Annotated in this window: 19 protein-coding genes; 2 read left to right on the top strand and 17 right to left on the bottom strand. The window is 53.6% G+C overall.

Annotated features, from left to right (window positions below; all coding sequences use genetic code 11):
* Positions 1-15: 15 nt before the first annotated feature.
* The 5 genes from IPH75_00640 to IPH75_00620 all read right to left on the bottom strand — a co-directional run bounded on the left by IPH75_00640 (position 16) and on the right by IPH75_00620 (position 6,005).
* Positions 16-1,476, bottom strand: coding sequence for a TolC family protein (locus IPH75_00640; GenBank protein ID MBK7140567.1), 1,461 nt, complete (start codon positions 1,474-1,476; stop codon positions 16-18).
* 23 nt (positions 1,477-1,499) lie between these two features.
* Positions 1,500-2,795 carry an ABC transporter permease gene (locus IPH75_00635; protein ID MBK7140566.1) on the bottom strand — a complete coding sequence of 432 codons (1,296 nt, stop codon included), beginning with the start codon at positions 2,793-2,795 and terminating at the stop codon, positions 1,500-1,502.
* Entirely contained in the window at positions 2,795-4,054 is a 1,260-nt protein-coding gene (locus IPH75_00630) for an efflux RND transporter periplasmic adaptor subunit (GenBank protein MBK7140565.1), read from the bottom strand. The genes IPH75_00635 and IPH75_00630 overlap by 1 nt, the downstream gene beginning before the upstream one ends.
* A 92-nt stretch (positions 4,055-4,146) precedes the next feature.
* Positions 4,147-5,043 carry a lysophospholipid acyltransferase family protein gene (locus IPH75_00625; protein ID MBK7140564.1) on the bottom strand — a complete coding sequence of 299 codons (897 nt, stop codon included), beginning with the start codon at positions 5,041-5,043 and terminating at the stop codon, positions 4,147-4,149.
* Positions 5,031-6,005 (bottom strand): hypothetical protein, encoded by a 975-nt coding sequence (locus IPH75_00620; GenBank protein MBK7140563.1) that lies wholly within the window; start codon positions 6,003-6,005, stop codon positions 5,031-5,033. The genes IPH75_00625 and IPH75_00620 overlap by 13 nt, the downstream gene beginning before the upstream one ends.
* Positions 6,006-6,161: 156 nt before the next feature.
* Between IPH75_00620 and IPH75_00615 the strand changes: the two genes are divergently transcribed.
* Entirely contained in the window at positions 6,162-6,521 is a 360-nt protein-coding gene (locus IPH75_00615; GenBank protein ID MBK7140562.1) for a hypothetical protein, read from the top strand.
* 481 nt (positions 6,522-7,002) lie between these two features.
* Positions 7,003-7,668, top strand: a complete 666-nt coding sequence (locus tag IPH75_00610) for a PEP-CTERM sorting domain-containing protein (GenBank protein MBK7140561.1) — start codon at positions 7,003-7,005, stop codon at positions 7,666-7,668.
* A 53-nt stretch (positions 7,669-7,721) separates the two neighbouring features.
* Here IPH75_00610 and nth read toward each other — a convergent pair whose 3' ends face one another.
* The 12 genes from nth to IPH75_00550 all read right to left on the bottom strand — a co-directional run bounded on the left by nth (position 7,722) and on the right by IPH75_00550 (position 21,235).
* Complete coding sequence (nth, locus tag IPH75_00605) at positions 7,722-8,387, bottom strand: endonuclease III (protein ID MBK7140560.1); 666 nt, start codon at positions 8,385-8,387, stop codon at positions 7,722-7,724.
* Positions 8,387-9,253 carry a peptide chain release factor N(5)-glutamine methyltransferase gene (gene prmC / locus IPH75_00600; protein MBK7140559.1) on the bottom strand — a complete coding sequence of 289 codons (867 nt, stop codon included), beginning with the start codon at positions 9,251-9,253 and terminating at the stop codon, positions 8,387-8,389. Before prmC ends, nth begins: the two co-directional genes overlap by 1 nt.
* Before the next feature lie 38 nt (positions 9,254-9,291).
* Positions 9,292-10,257, bottom strand: coding sequence for a hypothetical protein (locus IPH75_00595; protein ID MBK7140558.1), 966 nt, complete (start codon positions 10,255-10,257; stop codon positions 9,292-9,294).
* A 13-nt stretch (positions 10,258-10,270) separates the two neighbouring features.
* Complete coding sequence (gene prfA / locus IPH75_00590) at positions 10,271-11,341, bottom strand: peptide chain release factor 1 (GenBank protein MBK7140557.1); 1,071 nt, start codon at positions 11,339-11,341, stop codon at positions 10,271-10,273.
* A gap of 75 nt (positions 11,342-11,416) precedes the next feature.
* Positions 11,417-12,385 carry a DUF1385 domain-containing protein gene (locus IPH75_00585; protein ID MBK7140556.1) on the bottom strand — a complete coding sequence of 323 codons (969 nt, stop codon included), beginning with the start codon at positions 12,383-12,385 and terminating at the stop codon, positions 11,417-11,419.
* Positions 12,386-12,502: 117 nt separating this feature from the next.
* Positions 12,503-12,724, bottom strand: coding sequence for a 50S ribosomal protein L31 (rpmE, locus tag IPH75_00580; protein MBK7140555.1), 222 nt, complete (start codon positions 12,722-12,724; stop codon positions 12,503-12,505).
* 231 nt (positions 12,725-12,955) lie between these two features.
* On the bottom strand, positions 12,956-14,101 hold the full coding sequence (locus tag IPH75_00575) for a hypothetical protein (protein MBK7140554.1): 1,146 nt from the start codon (positions 14,099-14,101) through the stop codon (positions 12,956-12,958).
* Between the two features lie 5 nt (positions 14,102-14,106).
* Positions 14,107-14,769 carry a class I SAM-dependent methyltransferase gene (locus IPH75_00570; GenBank protein ID MBK7140553.1) on the bottom strand — a complete coding sequence of 221 codons (663 nt, stop codon included), beginning with the start codon at positions 14,767-14,769 and terminating at the stop codon, positions 14,107-14,109.
* Positions 14,759-15,370, bottom strand: a complete 612-nt coding sequence (locus IPH75_00565; protein ID MBK7140552.1) for a flavodoxin family protein — start codon at positions 15,368-15,370, stop codon at positions 14,759-14,761. The genes IPH75_00570 and IPH75_00565 overlap by 11 nt, the downstream gene beginning before the upstream one ends.
* Positions 15,371-15,484: 114 nt before the next feature.
* The gene (locus IPH75_00560) at positions 15,485-17,251 is read right to left on the bottom strand and encodes an ABC-F family ATP-binding cassette domain-containing protein (GenBank protein ID MBK7140551.1); all 1,767 of its coding nucleotides are present in this window, start codon (positions 17,249-17,251) and stop codon (positions 15,485-15,487) included.
* A 3-nt stretch (positions 17,252-17,254) separates the two neighbouring features.
* Positions 17,255-19,324 (bottom strand): BatA domain-containing protein, encoded by a 2,070-nt coding sequence (locus tag IPH75_00555; GenBank protein ID MBK7140550.1) that lies wholly within the window; start codon positions 19,322-19,324, stop codon positions 17,255-17,257.
* Between the two features lie 3 nt (positions 19,325-19,327).
* Positions 19,328-21,235, bottom strand: coding sequence for a hypothetical protein (locus tag IPH75_00550; protein MBK7140549.1), 1,908 nt, complete (start codon positions 21,233-21,235; stop codon positions 19,328-19,330).
* Position 21,236 lies beyond the last annotated feature (1 nt).

Here is a 21,236-nt window from a genome sequence, read left to right as displayed (position 1 = left end):
TTAGTTTGGAACCCATCAGGATACAAATTTGCCATCTAAATCGGCTTTACTCAAGAGATAGTTCTTGAGTTCACCCAAATACTTGTCCTGCGCTTCGAGTAGGAAAACTTTGCTCTCCAGGTAAGTAATCTCCGAAATTTCGCCGTTTTTCATCCGTTCTTCAGCGATCTTGAATTTCGATTCGGCAAGGTCAACCTGCTGTCGCAGAACGGACAACTTGCGATAACTGACATTGTATTTGTTAACCAATAACTCAATATCGGAACGGGACGCTTTCAGTACCTTTTGATACTCGAGCCGGGATTTTTCGGATGTAAGTCGGGCCGCTTTGACGGACGCGCTCGATGCTCCTCCGTCCCAGATCGGCAGGGTCACATTCAACGCCACATCCCAGCTATTAGTATTGATATTGTCGTTTGGCTGTCCTTCGACCTCGATCTTCCCGCGTCCAATGGAATAGTTGGCGGTCAGACTCCCGGTCAATCCATGCGCTCCCGCTGCGTAGTCGGCAGATCGCTCCGCCTTCTGATACTGCAGCTCTGCTTTGCGAACCGCTATACTGTTTTCGCACTGGGCGATCGCCGCCTGAAGCGATGCCTCCGAGGCATGTTGGTCGATCACCGGCTCTGCCAATTCAAGTTGTTCGGACAATTCCATATCCAGCAGGATCGCCAACTGCCGATTTTTCTCTGCTAACTGAGACTGAGCGTCAAACTGATTCAGCTCCGCATCAAGACGGCTCGAGGCGCTCGCCAGCCAGGTATCCTCCGAAATGACACCATCCTGCATTTTGCTTGAATCGATCTCTGCTTTCAGTCGCGCCGACTTGAACTTGACATCCGCCACTTCCGCCTTGAGCGAGGTCTGCAGTGTCCCGATATATGCCTCGATCACTTCCTTATGCAAAGCAGTCAGATCTTCGACCCTGGTCAATTCGGCTATCCGGAAATCATCTTTCCGGTTGTTCAGGTCATACTTTGATTCCGAGGGCTTCAATAGCGGTTGATCGAGTGAAAACTGGAAGTAACCCTGACGGCTCCTCTCGTTATAGAAGAAGCCTGGATCAGCCGTGTTGGGATACTCGGATTCAGCTTTGGTCAAATTGGCTCGCATCTCAAATCCGCCACCGGTGATCAGAGCCTGCTTGAGCTGAATGAAGGATGAGATTCCCAGATCGTTGGTTTTGTAGAGCTGCTTGAGAGGGGAACCGTAAAAGAACCGATACGACTCGTCCTCGGCATACGACGGCAACGAACCGTTCAGCGAGATCTCCGGAACGTAGAAGTTGATCCGTTTGGCATGATAAGTCTGCTCGGCAACCTCGAGATCCCCTTTGATCACGCTGCCGCGAGAGGTCCGATTGAGGGCGATATCGGTCGCCTCTTCGAGGGTCAACGGTCTTGCCTGAGCGAGAGATGATCCGATCACAGATACCGATAAGACTGTTATTCCGACCGCCAATTTAGCCATATGCATGGGAAATCACTCCATCTGACTGATCATTCGTACCGAAGCGACTCTATCACATCAAGGCGCGACGCTTTGCGCGCCGGGTACAGCCCAAAAACGATACCAACTGTAGTAGAGACACCTACCGCGAGGACTATGGAATAGAGGGAGACGATCGTTGGCCATCCGGCATAAAACGCAATTACCCGCGAGATAAGCAGCCCAACGATGATCCCGACCGAACAACCCAGGAGGCAGATCATTGTCGCCTCGATCAGGAACTGTCGCATCACATCCGCACGCGTAGCGCCGACGGCACGACGGACACCGATCTCTCTGGTTCGTTCCAGGACGGTCGCCAGCATGATATTCATGATACCGATGCCGCCGACCAACAGAGAAAGCCCTGCAATCGCCCCCATGACGATATTGAATATTCGCTGTGTCTTCTGGGATTGCCGCAATAACGATTCCGGCACAACTATATCATAGTCCGGCACGTTGTAATGTCTGCGCTGAAGTACCCGCTCCACCAGTTTGTTGACCGCCGCGACATTATCAAGACTCTTGACCGTGATAGTCAATTGATCAAGCTCCGGGATCGCGCCGATCTCTTGCTCTTCTTCATCCATCCGCATCATCCCCGGCACTCCGGACGCAGGGGCTTTGCGATCGAATTTCTTCATCGCGGTCTTGAGCGGGATATAGATATCTTCGTTGAAGTTCTTCAGCTCCAGTCCTTCGACCTTGCCGCGCCCGATATACTTGTCCGCCATCACGCCTACCACAGTGAACTCGAGATCACTGATGCGAAGAGATTTGCCGATCGGATTATCAAAGGCAAAGAGCGCTCGCTTGGTTTTGGAGCCAAGCACACAGACCTGGGCGAAATCTGCGTTATCGATATGAGTAATGAAGCGGCCGTATTCCACTTCTATCGAAGACGAGTAAACAAACTCGGGTGTAGTGGAGACAATGCGGGCGGGACACTGACTGCCACCGCTGCTGACCGAACTGATCGCCTCGAACCGCTGTGGCACGACATTCTCGATCAGGTCGGCAAATTGAGCGATATTCTCTCCATCGGCGATCGACAGACCCTGCGACCGCTGACTTCCCGATTCGGCCTCCTCGGTCTCATCCAGCATCTTGGAATTAACGATGATATTATTGATGCCGAGAATGGAGATCTGCTCGAGTGCCTCCTGCTTGGCCCCTTCTCCGATCGACAACATGGCGATCACTGCCGCGACGCCGAAAATGACGCCGAGCATGGTGAGCGTGGTTCGTAGTTTATGAGCGCCGAGAGATTCGAGCGAGACCTTGGCGATCTGACGATAATCCATCAGCGGCCTCTGCCGCGACCAGGACGATTGCCACCACCCGCTGAACCGGACGATTCACTCCCCTTGTTCATCTCCGGCTCCGTAGCCTTATCGCCAGGCAACGTGCTGCCTGCCTCCGGATCAACAAGACAGATCGTCTCGTCACCGTCCAAGCCGGAGACAACTTCGATCTGCATATCATTCTTGCGGCCCAGCTCTACCTTCTGCTGCTTCTTATTCTCCAGGTAAACGATGGTGGAACCACTCTTCTCGAATACGGCCTCCAACGGCACATACACGATATTGTCCAGCTTCTCCTGAATGATCCGACAAGAGGCAGACATTCCCGGCTTAAACATATCGTCATGGTTGGCGATCGCTACGTCTATATCAAAAACATTCACCTTCGAGTTGTAATCCTTTTTGCGCGCGAGTGTCCCCTTCTTGATAACGGTGCCATCGTAGATCTTCTCCGGCATCGCATCGAGGGTCACGATCACTTTCTGGCCAGAATCAACTTTCGCAGCATCCACCTCGGAAACGGTAGCCTTGACCACCATCTCTGACAGATCAGGAAGATTGATGATCCCCTGTCCCGGCCAGGGAGAGTCCCCCTCCTGTACTTTCCCCATCGATCCCCCCTTCCATATCTCCAGATACACCACCATGCCGGGGATCGGAGCGATCACCGTGGTCTGCTCCATCTCTTTTCGCGCCAGATTGGTTTTATCTTCCGCCCGTTTGACTTCCAGTTCGGCCTTTGAAACATCGGACCTGATCTGTTCCAGCTTGGCATTAAAATTCAGTTTGGCCAGCTCAAGCTCCAGTTTGGCTTCCTCGGCGAGCTTGGGTGCATCATGCTTTTTCTCGTCGTAGTTTCGTTCGGCCTTTTGGAGTTCAAGCGTCAGTTGCTTCTCCTGGATCGCCAGTTCCTGTTTGGCCCGTTCCAGCGAAGTCCTATTAATCTTCAGGGATGACTCGTTATCGGTGAGATCGGCGAGCTGCTGGGTTGCATCAAAGCGGATTATCGGATCCCCCTTCTGTACCATGGATCCTTCGGGTGCCAGCCAGGTGATCTGCAGGCCACGAATGCGCGGCGCAGTGACCGAAAATGCCCGCTTGGCGTCAACCTCGCCGGTCGCTCGCAACGAGATGATAAACTCACCCTTGCTGACGTTGGCGGTCGGGATATCGATTTTGGGAGTAAAGATCGCCTCAACCCCGTAGTATCCGCCGAGGATCACCACAAGCACGACCACGATAAAGATATACTTTTTCACACAGTTCCCTTCCAGTTCAGAATGCAGCGTCGCGCAGGAGCGGATACCACTCGCTCGCCATCACAACATACTATGTACGTTTGAGCTACAGCTCAGGTTGCAGGAGAGTCAAGTTTCCAACGACGGTGTGTCCACATCCACTGGTCGGGATACTTCCTTACCCATTTCTCGACGAAACGGGCATAGGCAACCAACATTGTCTCGATATCTTTCTCTTCGTCACCGGAATTGGGTGGGTAGATTGGCTCTCCGGGAATGAGCACATGCTTGTCGTATCGCTCGCGACGAAGCAGGTACGGCAAAATTGGTGCGCCGGCACGTATGGAAAACAACGCTGGTCCCTTAGCCCACGCGGCAGGCCGCCCAAAGAAATCAATTATCACACTCCCACTGCCCGGGGCATGCTGATCGGCCACTATCCCGGCGATCCGATTGGCCTTGAGAGTCTTGAAGACCGACCGCGCCGCAGTCGCCAGCGGAATCAGACCTACCTTCATTTCACTGCGGTAACTCAAGAGAAGTTTATCGACCTTTTGATTATGCTGTCGCCCGACAAGAAAGTCCGTCGGATAGCCAACAGCGGCAACCCATGCCCCCATAATCTCCCAATTACCAAAATGGGCGGTCAGCATGATCCCTCCCTTCCCTTCCGCGTAGGCTCGGGCGAGCATCTCTTCGCCGGGTCCAGTTACCAAGCGACGTACTCCGGCCAAACCAAGTTGCTTGAAGCGAGAAAATTCCACGAGTGTCTGACCGATATTTGCAAACACCTTGCGCGCGATCTCCTGCAGTTCTTCCTCAGAGTATTCGTTCCCCAAGGCCTTTCTGAGGTTGTCGAGCGCTACCGCTCTTCTGCTTCGCAGTACATGGTACATCAGGCCGCCGAGCCTTATTCCCAACCGATCGGCCTTTTCCTCCGATAATCGCTGCGCATACTTGGCCATGCCCAGTGTGACCATATATTCGATTTGATGGCTTAGCGACGCCACGGTTCATCATCCTCATCGGGATCGACCTCTTCGGCCCGCCCTTTGCCGTACTGAAAGTCCGTCGATTCGAGACGCTCCTGCTCCTCCCATTTCTTGTAGTATTGCCGGCGACGGCGGTACTTCATGAAGCCGCCGATCACAACTACAAAGGCCAGGAAGATCCAGAGCCAGAAGGTATCCATCAGAAAACTCGTCAGGTTATAGCGTTGCGTCAAATACTCATGGTATTCAATCTCGAATGCATCCAGATTCGACCCGGTCGATCGCATTAGCGCTGAGTCGAGCCGTTTCCCGGAAGCGATATCATCAAGCAGGATAGTAAGCGCATCCAGGCCGTACTGGTCAACGAAATACTTGACCGCCAGATAAGACTGAGCATACGCGACCTCCGCCTTGCCGGCAGTAAATCGGTTTACCCTATCAATATCCGACAAGGTAATAAACTGGCGAAAGATCGCCGCTTTGCTCATGGCCAGATTTTGCGACCAACCCCATTCCGCCGCCACATACATGGCGATTCCCTCGTCCAGCCAGCGCGGCGCTTCGCGAATGCCGAGTCGATCAGCCAGTGCAAGATGCGAATACTCATGCGCCACCAACTCGGATAGCGATTTCTGGATGACAAATCTGTCCGGGGATTTGATGACAATTCGTCCGCGCGTTGGAATGGCAGCGGCAGCCCCCCAATCCGGAAATTTCCCCCCAATTAGCTGGTCGAAACGCTCGGCATCCCCCACTACATACAAGTCCGGGCGGTAATTCATGGTATCGCGCAGCAACCGTTCTAACTTTTGCTGCGCAATTACCAGTGAAGAATCCACGGCTGCCATCTGACCGGGGTTGTCCAGATAGATCCGGGCGTACCGATGTTCCACTGTCGGCGACTGCTCCTGCGCCGAAAGTGTGGCCATCGAGAAAAGCAAGACCAAACAGAGTGCCACGCTAGAGCGTACCCAATTCATAACCCCATAATAGCCATTTATCTGGCAGGCACAAGTCATGTTACATGGACCATCGCAAACCGCGCCTTGTGAATACTTTCTCAATACTGATTGACAAGATTGTCGCCGTTCCGTACTTTGTCAGACAAAACTAATCTGCAATTAAGGAGTTGGGCGATGGACATATTCGAGTATGCGATGAAGATGGAGATGGACGGCCGGCTGTTTTATATCGAGCACGCCAATAAAGCCACTTCACCGGAACTGAAACGGATCCTGCTGGAACTGGCCGATGACGAGCAGAAGCACTACAATATTTTCAAGGCGCTCAAAGATGGTCATTTCGCGGAATACAAAGAGGCAGAAAAGACCAACATCCTGGCGACAGTGAAAAATGTCTTCGAGTCATTGCGCGCTGAGAACAAAAACTATGCTTTCCCGCCCGATGCTCGCTTGGTCTGGGAAGAGGCCCGCGAAGTCGAGAAGAAAGACCGAAGCATTTTATCGGGAAAAAGCGAAAGAAGTAAGCAAGCCTGAACAGGCCGTCATTCTTCACAAAATTGCCGACGAAGAGCACCGCCACTGGGTAACGATGGACAATGTGATTCATTTCCTCGATCGTCCCAAACAGTGGCTCGAAAATGCCGAATGGACCAACCTGGAAGAGTACTAGGCACCCATCCGGCTTCCCTAAGGTTTCTCCGACGGCGGTCTCCGAACCGCCGTTTTTTGTTGGCTGTAGGCAGGATTCGGCAGGTTCTTGAGGTCGCCAAACGTGTGCAAAAATCGACCAGAACCATCCTTTATGAGGGAAAAGGATGAACCATTCTGCACAGCTTATGGTTCTATTTATGACAACCAGTGCAGTAATTTAGGTCCTGACGGTGGCCAATTCAGGGTAAGTTATTGAACAGCAATACGGGCTTACTTAATCCGGGGGTTGGCACTGTGTTTGCTCTAAATAAATCGTTCTATAGAATCTTTCACCTTAAACAGGAGCAATTGGAGGGAAATCTTCGTGCTCAAATGGCTTAAGATTCTGATTCTCTCCGCCTGTCTTATGGCAGTGGCGGGTAGCAGCATGGCGCTGCCGCAGATCAACCAGTGGATCTCCTATAACCATGGCGTGGCGTGGGATTACGATAACTACACGTATGATTACGTGTCGAATGTCGATTTCTATACCGCCGGCAGCTTTGGTCTTGGACCCTTGGATGGTTACACAATCGGCACCCAGTCTGGTCTCGACCACAGCTTAAGCTGGTCTCACACGCTTCCGGGGGACCTGTCGGTTCCGCCGGGAACCATTGAGAGAGCACTCCTCTGGATCGACGGTTCACGAATCGACGAAAACGACAACTGGGTTTCCTTCCAGGGTGTCTTCCAGTGGGGTGGTTTGAACTCGAATGATGGCCCGTGGTGGGATTTCCTGGGGTTGCTTGGCGACAACACCTTGGTTAATCTTACCGATGTCAACATTCCCGGGTTCTGGAACCAGGGTTCTCTTGATGTCTCGATTACGGCTGGCGAAAGAAGCCTGCGCATTAACAGTGCGTCCCTGGCTTTGAGCTACACCGCAGGCCCGGGTAACCCGACTACACCTGGAGTGCCGGAACCGGCCACCATGCTGTTGTTTGGTCTCGGTCTGGTTGGTGCGGGAATTGCTCGCCGTACTCAGAAGTAAGACCTCTTAGAACAGGCAAGATTGAGCCGGTGATTGCTTTCGCGTTCACCGGCTTATTTTTTTGGCGTGAATGTCTTAGCCGACGGACAGAGTTGTGAGAGCGGACAGCTAGCGCATTTCGGTTTGCGCGCCGAACAGAGTGCTCGTCCGTGCAGAATCAACAAGTGCGAAAAATCGATCCAGCCGGTCCGATCAATCAATTGCATCAGATCGCGTTCGATCTGCTCGGGTGAGGTTCTTGCAGACAATCCGAGTCGTCGGCTTAGTCGCGCCACATGTGTGTCCACCACAATCCCTTCCGACAATCCAAACCCCGCTCCCAACACCACCGATGCTGTCTTTCTGCCGACTCCGCGCAGTTTGATGAGGTCGTCCAGACGCCGCGGAACTTCACCACCGAATTCTTCGATGATCTGCCGCGCAGATTCTCTGATCGCCTTTGCTTTGGATGGAGCCAGACCAACTGATGCAATTTCGCGTTGGATCTCCTCCACCTTTGCAGTCGCAAATGCTTGGAGTGTGGGAAATCGCCTGAACAGACCGGGAGTCACCAGGTTGACCCGAACGTCGGTCGACTGGGCTGAAAGTATGACGGCAAAAAGCAGCTGGTAAACTGAGTCGTAGTGCAAAGCGGTCTTCGGAGCAGGATACTCCTGCTTGAGGAGTGCGACTAGTTTGGCGGCCCGTTCCCGCTTTCGCATCTGAGATTCACGAGACATCAGCCGTTACCACACGCCAGGATCACCACTCGATCGATATTGGCGAGATCTTTGATGATCGAAATTCCGGTATAGCGCGAGTCCTCATTGGTCAGGGAAGCCACCTTTTCCGCCTGGTCATAGCCGATCTCGAACATGATCCTACCTCCGGGCGCAAGGAAGTTCGGTGCAAGCGCGACGATCTCCTTGATCGCATCCATCCCCTCTTCCCCTGAGGTCAGAGAGATCTTGGGATCCGCCAGGACTTCGGGGGGAAGCGTGGCATATTCATGTTCGGCGATATAAGGCGGATTGGAGAGGATCAGGTTGAACTTCTCATCCGGACGGAGCGCCGAGAAGAGGTTTGATTCTCGAAACTCGAACCGGTCAGTCACCTGATGTCGTTCCGCATTCTGGCTGGCCACTGCGATCGCGTCCGGCGAAATGTCGAGCGCAAGATAGCTGCCGTCCTGTAATTCAGAGGCAACCGTCACGGAGATCACTCCCGACCCGACACCAATATCGACAATCCGCGGCGACTTGATCTGCTGTTTCTGCACAAATGAAATGGCCGCTTCACAGAGCAATTCCGTCTCCGGCGCAGGAACCATCACTGCCGGCCCGACAATGAACTTTCGCCCGAAGAACCAGCATTCCCCGAGAATATGCTGCAGGGGATCACGTGTGACACGGCGCTGGATTATCCGGTCGATCTCGGCACGGATATCCTCAGTTAAACGGTCGGCGCCATGCAGCACCAATTCCATGCGTCCGACATTCAGGACGTGACAGAGAATAAGTTCAATTTCTGCATCGGCCTGGTCAATGCCGGCCGCGGACAGGATACGGGATTTTTCGGCAATGTACGGTGCCAGCGACGGTGTCATGACTTCTCCCACTCATTGGAATATGGACAGCTCTTCTTCTATGCGGCGGCGCGGCTGCGTAACCAGCCATACAGATACACCAGTGCCCAGAACCCGATGAATCCATAACAAAATGCATACGTCAGCTCTTTGGAAAACTGGATCGAATGCGGAATCAGATATATGAACAACATCACCGCGAGCATCCCGAGCCCGTACCATCCGAGAGTTCTCGCGCTGAAAATATCTCTTCCCATCTTTCCGCCGGTCAATGATCGTAATCCGATCAGTACGGCGAACAACTGATACACAAACAGCAATTGGGTTTTGTTGTCGGTAGCATCGGTGCCAAACGGCACCCCTTCCCAGAGACCGCCGAACGCATACCAGTTCATGGCAAATCCAAAAGGATAACCGCCGATGAACGTCAGCACGGCCGACCAGAGAAGGTATCTAAGCATCTCTTGCGGAGCTTCAGAACCGCGTATCACCGACAGCGCATGCAACGCGGCCATCGCCACACAAAAGACTGTGGCAAACATGAAGGCAATATGCGGGAGTAGCACGACTTTTGGGACATCGCCGAAATACTTGACAAAAAACGGCTTTCCGTTCTCCATCCGGAATGATGCCAACGGTTGCTGCTTGGCATCTTGCACTTGGACGTAGTAGAGTATTCTCCCGCCTCGCGCACCGGTCGACAGCTCGGCAAAGTAACTCCCCGAGGTCGAGTCGGCCATAATAAGTGGCTGGATCCTATAGGCGTCGATCGCCGTCAGATCATCCGTCTCCGACTTGGCGAAACGGAGAACCGGCTGGACCTCGTCGCTCAACGGCCCGGTGATGTTCAGCGAGATGCGCACTCGGCTGTGCTCAGCAAACTTGGGGACAGTGGTCATCTCGAATTTGTAGCCATTGTCGTAATGGGAGACAAATTCCGGCTTTCCTCGCGATGCCCGCGAGGCAATAACCAACAGAACTGCAGTGAGTAGAATTGCTCCGGCGAAACGAATGATTTTGTACATGATGCCCGGTAAATTAGACGGCAGCTTCGATCCGAAGGCGTTCCTCCTGATCATGCTGACGCAATGGTTCTATGAGTGGATCAACATTTCCTTCGAGAATATCCGAGAGAGCGTAGATCGTCAGATTTATCCGATGATCCGTCACGCGTGACTGCGGGAAATTGTAAGTCCGGATCTTGGCGGAACGATCGCCGGTGGAGACCATCGACTTGCGCTCTGCGGCCAGTTTCGCCTGACGGTCCGCAATCATCCGGTCATAAAGACGGGCGCGCAGGACTTTCAGCGCTTTCTGCTTATTCTTGAGCTGGGATTTTTCGTCCTGACAGGTCACTACCATGCCGGTCGGAAGATGCGTGATGCGCACCGCCGAATCTGTCGTATTGACCGACTGCCCTCCCGGACCAGACGAGCGGTAGACATCGACCTTGATCTCATTCTCTTTGATCTCGATATCGATCTCTTCCGCTTCCGGAAAGACTGCAACTGTAATAGCCGAGGTATGAATGCGACCCTGCGTTTCTGTGGCTGGAACGCGCTGGACGCGGTGGACGCCCGACTCATACTTCATCGTCCCATAGACTCCATCGCCATCGAGAGAGAAGATAATCTCCTTGAATCCCCCCATGCCGGAGGTAGAGGAGCTGAGGATTTCCATTTTCCAGTGTTTGGTATCTGCATAGCGCTGATACATGCGGAAAATGTCCGCCGCAAACAGGCCGGCCTCATCGCCGCCGGTCCCGGCGCGAACTTCGACCACCGCCGCTTTGTCATCCTCAGGATCTTTCGGCAGAAGCTTGAGACGGAATTCTTTCTCGGCATTTTCGATCAACGGTTCGTTCGCTTCAAGCTCTTCGCGCGCCATGGCAACCATATCCGGATCGTCGGAACCGATCATCTCGCGGGCTTCTTCGACCGTCTTGCAGATCAGCCGATAGCGACGCCCCGTCTCCAGCACATCGGCCAGTTGACGACGCTCACGATTAAGCGCAATAAACCGCTTCTGGTCACCGACCACGGTCGGATCGGAGAGGGACTCATCAAGCGCCGCAAGGCGCTGTTCTAATTTTTCAACTATCTCTAGCATAGCTATTTCTATATTGGGTTGAATGTACACGAATGCCTGCCGTTTCGGCAAGCAGAGAAAAGCGACTGAGAGTCGCTACGAGAGGGCGGTGACTTTGGAGGTGACGCGAGAATCGGTCGTGCCGAGCGAGGCCTCAAGAGCCGCAATCGCTACCTCGATCTGGTCGAGCGACGGCTCCTTGGTGGTGATCTTCTGCAGCCAGAGCCCCGGCTTGATGAGAATGCGGGTGAGCGCGTTGTCACGGGTTTTTCCCGAGAGCTTCAGCAGCTCATAGGAGGTCCCGGCGACCAGTGGCAGAAGCGCGAAATGGATGCCAAACCGGGTCAACAGTGCCGGCGGATGTCCGGCATAGACCGCATACAGCGTGTCCGAGATGGCATAAACCGCTATCGCCAACAGGGCGACTATAAGAATGAACGAGGTTCCACAGCGCGGATGAAACCGGGTATGACAGGCCGCCCGCTCCGGAAGCATCTCTTCACCCATTTCATACGCATAGATCGATTTATGCTCTGCACCGTGATATTGGAAAATGCGATAGAAATCTTTGAAGAAGGTCAGCGCGTAAACGTAGGCGACAAAGATCGTCAGGCGGATCCCGCCGGCCAACAGATTGAAGCCAAGCGCATCCTTGTTGACCCCGACAAAATTGGCAACTGCCAACGGCAGAAAGAAGAAGAAGAATATCCCCGCCCCAAGCGCAAAAACGGCTGAGCCAGCCAGATAGAGTGAGTTAGACTTCTTCGGCTTGACCTCGATCGTCTCCCCTTTGGCCGCCGCTTCCTGCTTTTCCATCTCATGAATGGCTATCTCAGCAGAGAAATTGAGCGTGCGGACCCCCAGGATCATCATCTCAACGAACGCCACCGCGCCGCGAAGGATCGGCGTGTTCAACAACTTGTAACGGGAAGCAAGTGACCGATATGGTTCGGTCTTGACCACGATCTCACCGGTTGGGATACGGACGGCAGTGGCAACGCGGTCTTTAGAGCGCATCATCACTCCCTCGATAACAGCCTGTCCACCAATATTCAGATCGGGCACGCGTTTCCCCTGGTTACAGAGTCGTAGATTGGGATGTCTGTGAGTCTCCGTCACGCGACGGAAGAACGATTATTATACGTCGCCACCGAGTTGGTCGATGGCGACAATTTGTGGCGACTACTTCTTGTCGGCTTTTTCGCCGAGCTGGCCGTATTTGCGGCGGAAACGCTCCACGCGTCCGGCCGTATCCATCAGCTTCTGTTTGCCGGTGAAATACGGATGGCAGTTGGAGCAGATTTCGACGGCGATCTGCTTGCGGGTCGACCGAGTCTTGTACTGGGCGCCGCAGGCACAGGTGATCGTCACCTCATTATACTGCGGATGGATGCCTGCTTTCACGTTCACTTCCTTTATGACTGTCGTTCAAACATTCTTATCAACAGAAAGAACAACGGGCGGTTCCGGGGCTGACCGGTCCGCCAGAGCCTGTAAATATAATGGATAGAACGGGTTTGGCAAGGCGAAGTTCGCGAGGGCTTGATTTATCGGCCCTGTGGTCGGTAAACAGAACCTACCTGATCATATAACTCATTGCATTATATTGCATTGTATCGAACATAGTGGCTGCTCCTAGTGCTTCCATATCCCAATCAGGACAGATTTCAAGGGAAGCCAAGCAAGGTCGGAGAGCAACCGAAGTGGCCACGGCCGGTGATGACGGCGAGGGATATCGTCAGGATCGAAGCCCTCCAGATAGGCCGAAATCTCAAACGTTCGAATCCCTTCAGCCCACCTATATCTGTAAAGAGTACCGGCTCGTCCGGCCAACCCAGTTGACATAGAACCAAGTTGCAACTCGATTGTGTGAAACCCACCGACAGTCGAAGAATATGAATAGGAACATCGGTCGAAAGGTGTGGAAAAACCGCCGCCCACTTCCCCTCCCCAGTCAACCTTTCTGGATTCCCTGTCCCCTTCTTTGACTTTCAATTTGCTGAGTTTTCCAGCAACTTCCAGAAACGGCCCGTATGAGTTTCGCGGTAATGCATAGACCCGCGCACTGACTCGAAGTGGATCGGAAAAAGAAAAGTTTTTCCCTATCCCGCTCCAGGAAGTTTCGATCGCCAGACCGGCGTGCGGATAGACATATTCCCCGCCTGCACTATAGCCAAGAAACAATCCCGTCTTGTTTAAGTCACGACTGAGTTTCGAATCATAATATCCAGCGCTCGGGATGAGAATTCCTCCCTTTACTCCCTCTTTCTGCCAGATCAGAGGCACGCTGTAAATACGGACCATCGAGTGCGCATTGTAATAGGTCATCCTAAGGCGATAACTTGTCGGCTCCGCACCGTGAAACCTGACCAGGATCAAGCCAAACAAGCGAACTTCGTCCCCTGTCATGACCTGAGACTGCAACACGGGTGGCGAACCGATGCTATTTCGTCGAAATGCTGTGACGGTTGTCCATTCCGAACCAGATGAATCGACAAACCGCAAGGAGTTGGTATCGCCTCTGAGTCCATGTGGAGACTCTAAGCTGCATATAATAGAATCGAGATAAGCCATCCGGCACGTCAAGTCGAGTCTCAACTCCACAGAATCCTTGCTGACTCTGTTCGGCAAGACTAATCCCTCGATAGGTGCCTTGGAATTGTCCTCAGCTTCTCCCGGATTAGGCATACAAAGCAGAAGAAGAATGGAGAAAAGGCAGGTAAGCTTCAGCTTGTCCAGGCGCATCAGGCAAATATACGTCCTTTTAATATCGACAGACAAGTCTTTTAAAGGTTGTTCACCCGCAGCACTACCGACCAGTAATATTTCTTGTAAACCATCGATTCGATTGAGAACTCTGGCTCAAAGATGCTCCTGAGCCCCCCCTCTTCAAAGTAGTTCTTCAGGATCACATGCTGCTCGCCGTTTTCCAGATAACGACGCTTGAAGCTGTTGCCGAATTCATCCTTCCGGACAAACTCGTGGTGCGTCCCCTCCGCCGGGGGATTGTTCTCAATCAGCCAGATCTTCCCGCCTGGCTTGAGCGGTCTCCGGACAACCTCAAAAAACTTGTCGTACTCCTGCTTTGGCTGGTGCGAAAACCAGAATCCAACCGCGACGACATCAAATGCTCTTTCCGGAAACGGATGAGCAAACATATCTGCCACCACCAGTTCAACCGGCCCGCCGAATTGCTTTTTGCGCGTCTCGGCCACCATCTCCGGCCAGAGATCCGAGGCGGTAACATGCGCGGCGGTCTCAGACATCACCTTCGTCCAATATCCCGTCCCGCAGGCCATTTCCAGAACTGTCTTTCCGGCGACCAATGCGCGAAGTCTCTCCGCCTCGTCATCGATCTCTTTGCGTCGCTCCGGAATTTCGCGAAAATAGATCTGCTCATATTCAGTCGCGCGAAGGCGGTAGTAATCTTCGGTCTCTTTATCCCGCATCTTGCTCCCTGATGGCGGTTGCCAGTTTTCTCCCAAGCTCCTTTGCCTGCTCGACAACTTGATCATCTTTCGTGGCCAAACCGACTTCCACATCTTCATGCGACCAGGTGACCATCCCGACAGAAGCTATTTCAATCCACTTGAAGAACCCAACCACCGTCCTTCGTGCCCCCTCGAACCAGCCCGATTCTCCCCCGACAAACACCATGGCGCCGGGACGTTTTTTCGGCAACAGCTTGAGAAAGCTATGCTCCGGATCGACATTCTTGAAATCATATGGCCGGAAGCAGTTGCACCTGTCGATAAACGCTTTCGCCTGCGCCGAAACATTGTCGAAATAGATCGGCGAGCCAAAGATCAGTACGTCGCACTGCACTATCATATCGTACTGCTTGTCGATCTCATGGAAAAAGCAGAAATCGGGCGTCGGTGCTTTGCCGCACGCCTGGCAGAGGATGAACTGCAGGTCTGATATCTTGATGAACTGCTTTTCGACGGGTTCACCAAGCGCCTCGATACAGGCATCAGCGACGATATCCAAAAGCCGATCGGTCGAGGATTCTTTCGTTGGTGAACCGGAGACCAGCAGCAGCTTACGCATTTTCCTCGGACTCCATCTGCTCTATCTGCGCCATCATCTCGATCAATTGGTTCTCGACCTCTGTTTTTCGATCCGAAGCCTTCTGCAGTGCTTCCCAATCATGTCGCGGAATATTCACTGCGATATCGGCCTCAAGTTTTCCAGCTCTTTTTCAAAGTCTGCGATCTTTGATTTGAGCGACTGCAATTCCCGCTTCTGTTTTGTCTTCCTGCGCGACTGCTCCTTGGAATCCAGATAACTCTGTTTCCCCGCCCCCTCTTTGTTTTTTCCGCCCGACTGCACCGGTGGCGGAGTCGACTTGTCCCTGAAATAACTGTAATTGCCGTTGTAGCTCCGCACTCTCCCTCGATCGATATGCAAGACCCGGTTGACCACAGCATCAAGGAAATACCGGTCATGACTGACGATCAGCAACGTCCCATCGTATTCCCGCAACGCTTCTTCGAGCGCCTCGCGGGCATCGATATCCAGGTGATTCGTTGGCTCATCGAGAATGATCAGATTCGCCGGATAATACAGCAACCGCGCCAGACAAAGCTTGGTCTTCTCGCCGCCAGACAATGCGGCGGTCGCTTTGAGTGATGCCTCGCCGCTGAATCCAAACCGAGCTAAGAATGACTTGATCTTGTTGACGTCCGCAGTCGGATCAAGCTCCCACAGATTATCCACTACAGTCGCCGTAAGATTCAGGTCGGACAGCTCCTGGTCGAAATAGGCAACATCAACGTTTGTCCCGAGGCGTAGAGATCCATCAAGCGGAGCTAGTTCACCCAGGAGCGCTTTGAGAATTGTCGATTTCCCCGAACCATTCCGTCCGATCAACCCCACCTTATCACCACGGAACAGATCGAACTGGACATCCTGCACCACCGGAAAGCCGTCATACCCAAGCGACAGATTTTCCACTGCCAGCACATGATTGAAGGACCGCCCCGATGATTCCACTTTGATGAGTGGCCCGCGCCCTTCTCCTTTTGGCGGAGGAATGCGCTCGATGCGCGCGAGGTACTTCAGCTTGGACTGTGCCTGGCGCGTTTTCTGACCCGCCATATTCCGGCGGACAAAATCCTCGAGTCGTTTGATCTCTTCCTGTTGATGGCGGTAGCGATGTTCATGCAGCCGCTTCCGCTCATCCCGGTCGATCAGATATTTGTCAAAGCCGCCATGATAGACGTCGATCTTGCCAAACCCGATCTCCCAGACCTGGTCAACCGTATTATTCAGAAACGCGCGATCATGCGAGACCAGCATGCAGGCGACATTGAGCTGTTTGAGATATTGCTCCAGCCACATGGTCGATTCGATATCCAGGTGGTTGGTTGGTTCGTCCAACAAGAGCAGATTCCCTTTGCCCGCCAGCAGTCGCGCCAATCCGGCACGATTTTTCTCTCCACCGGAGAGGTGCGCGAGAATATCCTGATGCCGATCGAGCGGAAACCCGAGGCCGAGGAGAATCGTCTTTACATCATTTTCGAGCGTATGGCCATGCAATGATTCAAATCGCTGATGAAGGGTGCCGAGGAGTTGGAGCGCTTCCTCGTCGTGCGGCTTCGCCTCGAGATGGTGCTCCAGCTTGGCGATCTCTACCCGAAGGTCCAGGATATCCTGGCGAGCGCAGGCGACGAAATCAAACAGCGTGTGCTGGAGGTAGTCATCCTTCTCCTGCTCGACATATTCGATCACCGTCCCCTTGGAGCGAACGACTATTCCGCTGTCCGGCTCCTGCTTACCGCAGAGCATTTCGAGCAGAGTCGTTTTCCCGATCCCGTTTTTTCCGACCAGCCCAATCCGGTCGCTGATCTGGATAGAAAACGACACGTCATCCAGGATGACCTGCGAATTGAATTTTCGGGAGATATGTTCGGCGGCAATGAGAGTCATGAACTATTCTTCCGGTTCAGCTCCCCGAGCGAGGATCATCTCGAGCGCCAGAAGGATTGCCGCGGCCCAGGCGAACAGGTGCCAGAGCTCACGACCAAAGCGAAGATTTGCCAGCGAGGATGCGATCGGTTCGCCTTCCGCCAATTCCTTGTACTCCTTTGCTCCCAGCGATGCCGCAAACTGCTCCTGATCAACCGATGCCAGATCAGCTTCTTCGGGCTGGAGATTGGCCGCAAACCGATCCACTTCGCGCCCCAGATAACTGATAGAATAAATGCCCGGTCGTTCGACGGGTCGGGCGCGAACCACCAGCGATCCCTGTGATTCCTCCGGCGGAAGTATGTACTCCAGGCTATCGGGGGTCAGTAAATTGAGCGAGTACTGCATGGACTCCCGCGTCGGTAACGCGCGCGTTATCGCAGAACCGACAAACAACCGCGTATCGAGCGACGAGAGATTCGCCGCCAGGTATTCTGCAATACGCGAGATCATCGGGACAAAAAACGCATGCCCCGGAAGGTCCGTATACTGCGGCGACATCGGCGCCGCAAACGTCATCACCTTTCCTTCGCCATACATCGTTTCAACCAGGGCCGGACGATCTCCCGAGAACATCATCACCCTGCGAGCCTCCCGCGCGACTGTCACACCCGGCAATGTATAGAACTTGATCTCCGGCGGCTTGCTTCCATCCAGCCCGAAGACCGAAAAGATCGGGTGCTGAAGGTCGATCGATTCAAGCGTATAAAATCCTGCACGCGTGAACTGCTGGCGGACAGCTTCGGTCAACGTCACACCGGTCACGCTCGACCAGCTGTTGTTGAACTCGTTGATATCAGTGTTGCCGCCGTAGACGACGAACAAAGCCCGCCCGGATTGCACGAAAGCGCGGATCCGATCAACATACCCCTGTTCGAGTCGCGGTGCACCGGCGAGCACGACAACATCATATTCCCCAAAATCGACACCACTCAACAGCGACGGCGCCACTGTCTTAATTGACCAGGCTTGCGATAGCTGTGGTGACGGCATCAGGGCCAACTCGATAAATCGCGAGGATTCATCCCCCGTCACCAGCATTAGATTGAACCGATCCGGGATCTGGAAACTGAAATAATACCGATTGTCAGCCTGAAACTTGTCATCGCTCAACTCGACATACCCGGCATGAAATCCGGTACCGGAGACCGTGTGACTGAAACGCACTGACCCCTCGGCCCCGGCCGCCAATTGTGCTTCTGACTGGGAGACCCGCTTGCCATCGAGAAAGAGCGAGGCCAACAGATCGCTGCGTGCCTCAACACCGTAATTCTTCAGCGTAGCGGTAAGATTAAACTCCAGTCCGGGCTGGATCAACTGACCGCCAAAATCAACGCCGGTCACGCCGCAGTTTTCTACATTCTCAATGGGAAGGTCTACGAAATAGAGTTTGGCATCCACAGAATCCAGGAGTGACCGCTCGGGGAGTGCATGGCGCTGACGGTCGCTGATGAGGAAGATCTCTTTATTGACGTTCTGCGCTAGCTGGAGTCTTGAGATCGCGCCTTCGATCGCCGACTGAATGTCAGCCTGACCAGAGCCAGGCTCGATCGCCGCAAGACGCTGTTTTGCCGAAGCTGCCGATCCGAAAGCCGGCGGGATCGACTCCGCCTCGCCATGGCTGAGCGGGATCAGCATCACTTCATCGGACTGACCAAATGATGCAAGCAGTTCTTCCGCCCTCAATTTCGCCAGGTCAAACAGATTGCCGTTCGCCACATACCTATTCATCGAAGCTGAATTATCGAACAGCAGTACCGCCGACACCGATGCGTGCGAACCAACCATCCCTGTCTTGCTGGTTGGTCGCGCAAACGCGATCACGATCGCCAGGATGATCAGCATGCGGAGGATCAATAACAGGATCTGGCGGACTTTGAGCCGACGCACCTGTCGTCGCTGCATCGCCTTGAGATGCTTAAGCGAGGAAAATTCAACGATCTTGACTCGACGACGGGAGAAAAGATGGATGATCAGCGGGATGAGCGCGGCCGCCGCCGCAAAAAGAGCTGTCGCATTCAGGAAACTGAACATAGGCTATTGCCGGTAGGGGCGCTCCAGCCACCGCTTTGCTTCCGCCTGGTGATAGGCCGCGGATGGCGTATTGATCACATGCCGGTAGTAGTCTTTGGCGACATCGCGCTCGCCGCGAAGGTCAGCAATTTTCCCCAGCCAAAGGTACCCCATACCCCGATAGAATGGGCGCGATTCAAGAAAGACCGAGGATACCACCTGATCATTGGCGCCGCCCGTGTCCTCTTTACCCAACATGGCGATCCCCGTCCAGAGATAGATTGTCGGGCTGGTCGCCATTCCCTTTCCGGCCTGCTGAAGCATCGCCAGGGTCTCATTGGCATATGTAATGGCGCGAGTCTGGTCTTCCTTCTTAGCCGACGGCATTAAGAGCGAAAGCAACATAATGCGAGGTTCCACAAAAGGCCCACTCTCGCCACGAGAACTGATCATACTATTCAGCAGTCGCTCGCATGTCACTGTGTCGTTCTGAACCAATGCGCTGATCGCTAGATTAAAATCAGCCAGGACATTGTTACTGTCCAGTGCTTTTGCTTTTAGCAAATTCTGGTGGGCGACCGCATTCTGCCCGGCCATCAGTTGATAGCTACCCAGGGTCATCCAGAAGATCGACCGCGTAGTATCGAAACGGATCAACCGCTCCTGCCAATGAGTTGCCTGCTCGTAATTGCCGAGAGAAAAATTGAGTCGAGCGATATCAGCGGTAACCCGTACGGAATCGTCGCGCGCCGACACTTTTTCCAGTTGTGCTTGTTTCAGCCGCAGGGCGCCGGCGTTATCAAACATCGCTTCCGCCTGATCGGCATACTGGGATAACAACTCCGGCTTGACTGTCACCGTGTCGACGTAGTTCAGCCACTCTGCCTCAAGCTGTGCCACCGGCTTCCCATACACTTGTTCGAGCGTGGTCAGCAGATTGAGGTCGTCTGCCGCCCGGTACGCGCGCAAAAATCTGTCGATTCGGTATTGGTCGATCAGGTAACGCACAAACGATGACGCCATCCGATCGGCCAGGACCGGCTCAGTGGAATAATATGTCCGGGTGCTGAATAGTGACGCTATCGGGAGCTGCCGTTTCTCGGCCACTATCTGCTTCATTTCGTAGTTTGCCAGCGACAGGTACCCCGCAAATCCTTCCATCAGAAACTGAGGAGCGTAGCCATAATGCCGCGCCAAAGATGCGTACATCAAGAGAAATGGATCGGCCGCGTTATGTTCTGTGGAGTACTGCGCATAGGCAGTGTTTCTGGTCGGGTCGACCATCACGCCGAATCGATCATCCCAGATAATCGAATACAACTTGCAGGGGCAGAGATAGAGCAAATACTTGCCCGGAAGATTGAACTTGTTAAGGTCCGCAAACTGGCGATACCGCTCTTCCATCAAACCCTTGACGACATTCCAGTAAAAATCGCCCACCGACTGTGGCACAAAATAGATATCTACATTGGCGGATGGATCAAACTTGAAATCATTTTTGCGATAGTGGATCGCGTTGCAGGCCGAGGTATCCACCTGGACCCGGCGGAGCGGTTTGACCCCGATCGTATACCGAGCGTTATTTTTGCCGATGATCTTCTCGAGACGCGCTGGCAAACCGTAGTCGGTCGCATATTCACGAGAGTAATGATTGACCGTTGGACCCAGGGTGACGACATGCAGATTCAGCGAGACTCGGTCGGAGTCGATTGCCGTGAATTCCACCTCAACCGAAAATGCGACCAGAAATCCCGTCGCCCGAATCCCCTCGACAAAAGTCGTGGTATCAGTCCAGAGCAGTACATTGGAAGAATCGCGGGTGGAAGGATCCGCCTGATAAATGGAGAGTTCGCACTCAACGCCATCGGCCGCCATCACCTGACCGGCCAGAAGACATACCGCAATAACTAGACAGAATAAGACTCGACCCATG

The organism is bacterium (assembly GCA_016708025.1).
Classification (GTDB): Bacteria; Zixibacteria; MSB-5A5; order GN15; family FEB-12; genus FEB-12.
This window is presented reverse-complemented; position numbering and strand designations above follow the sequence as displayed.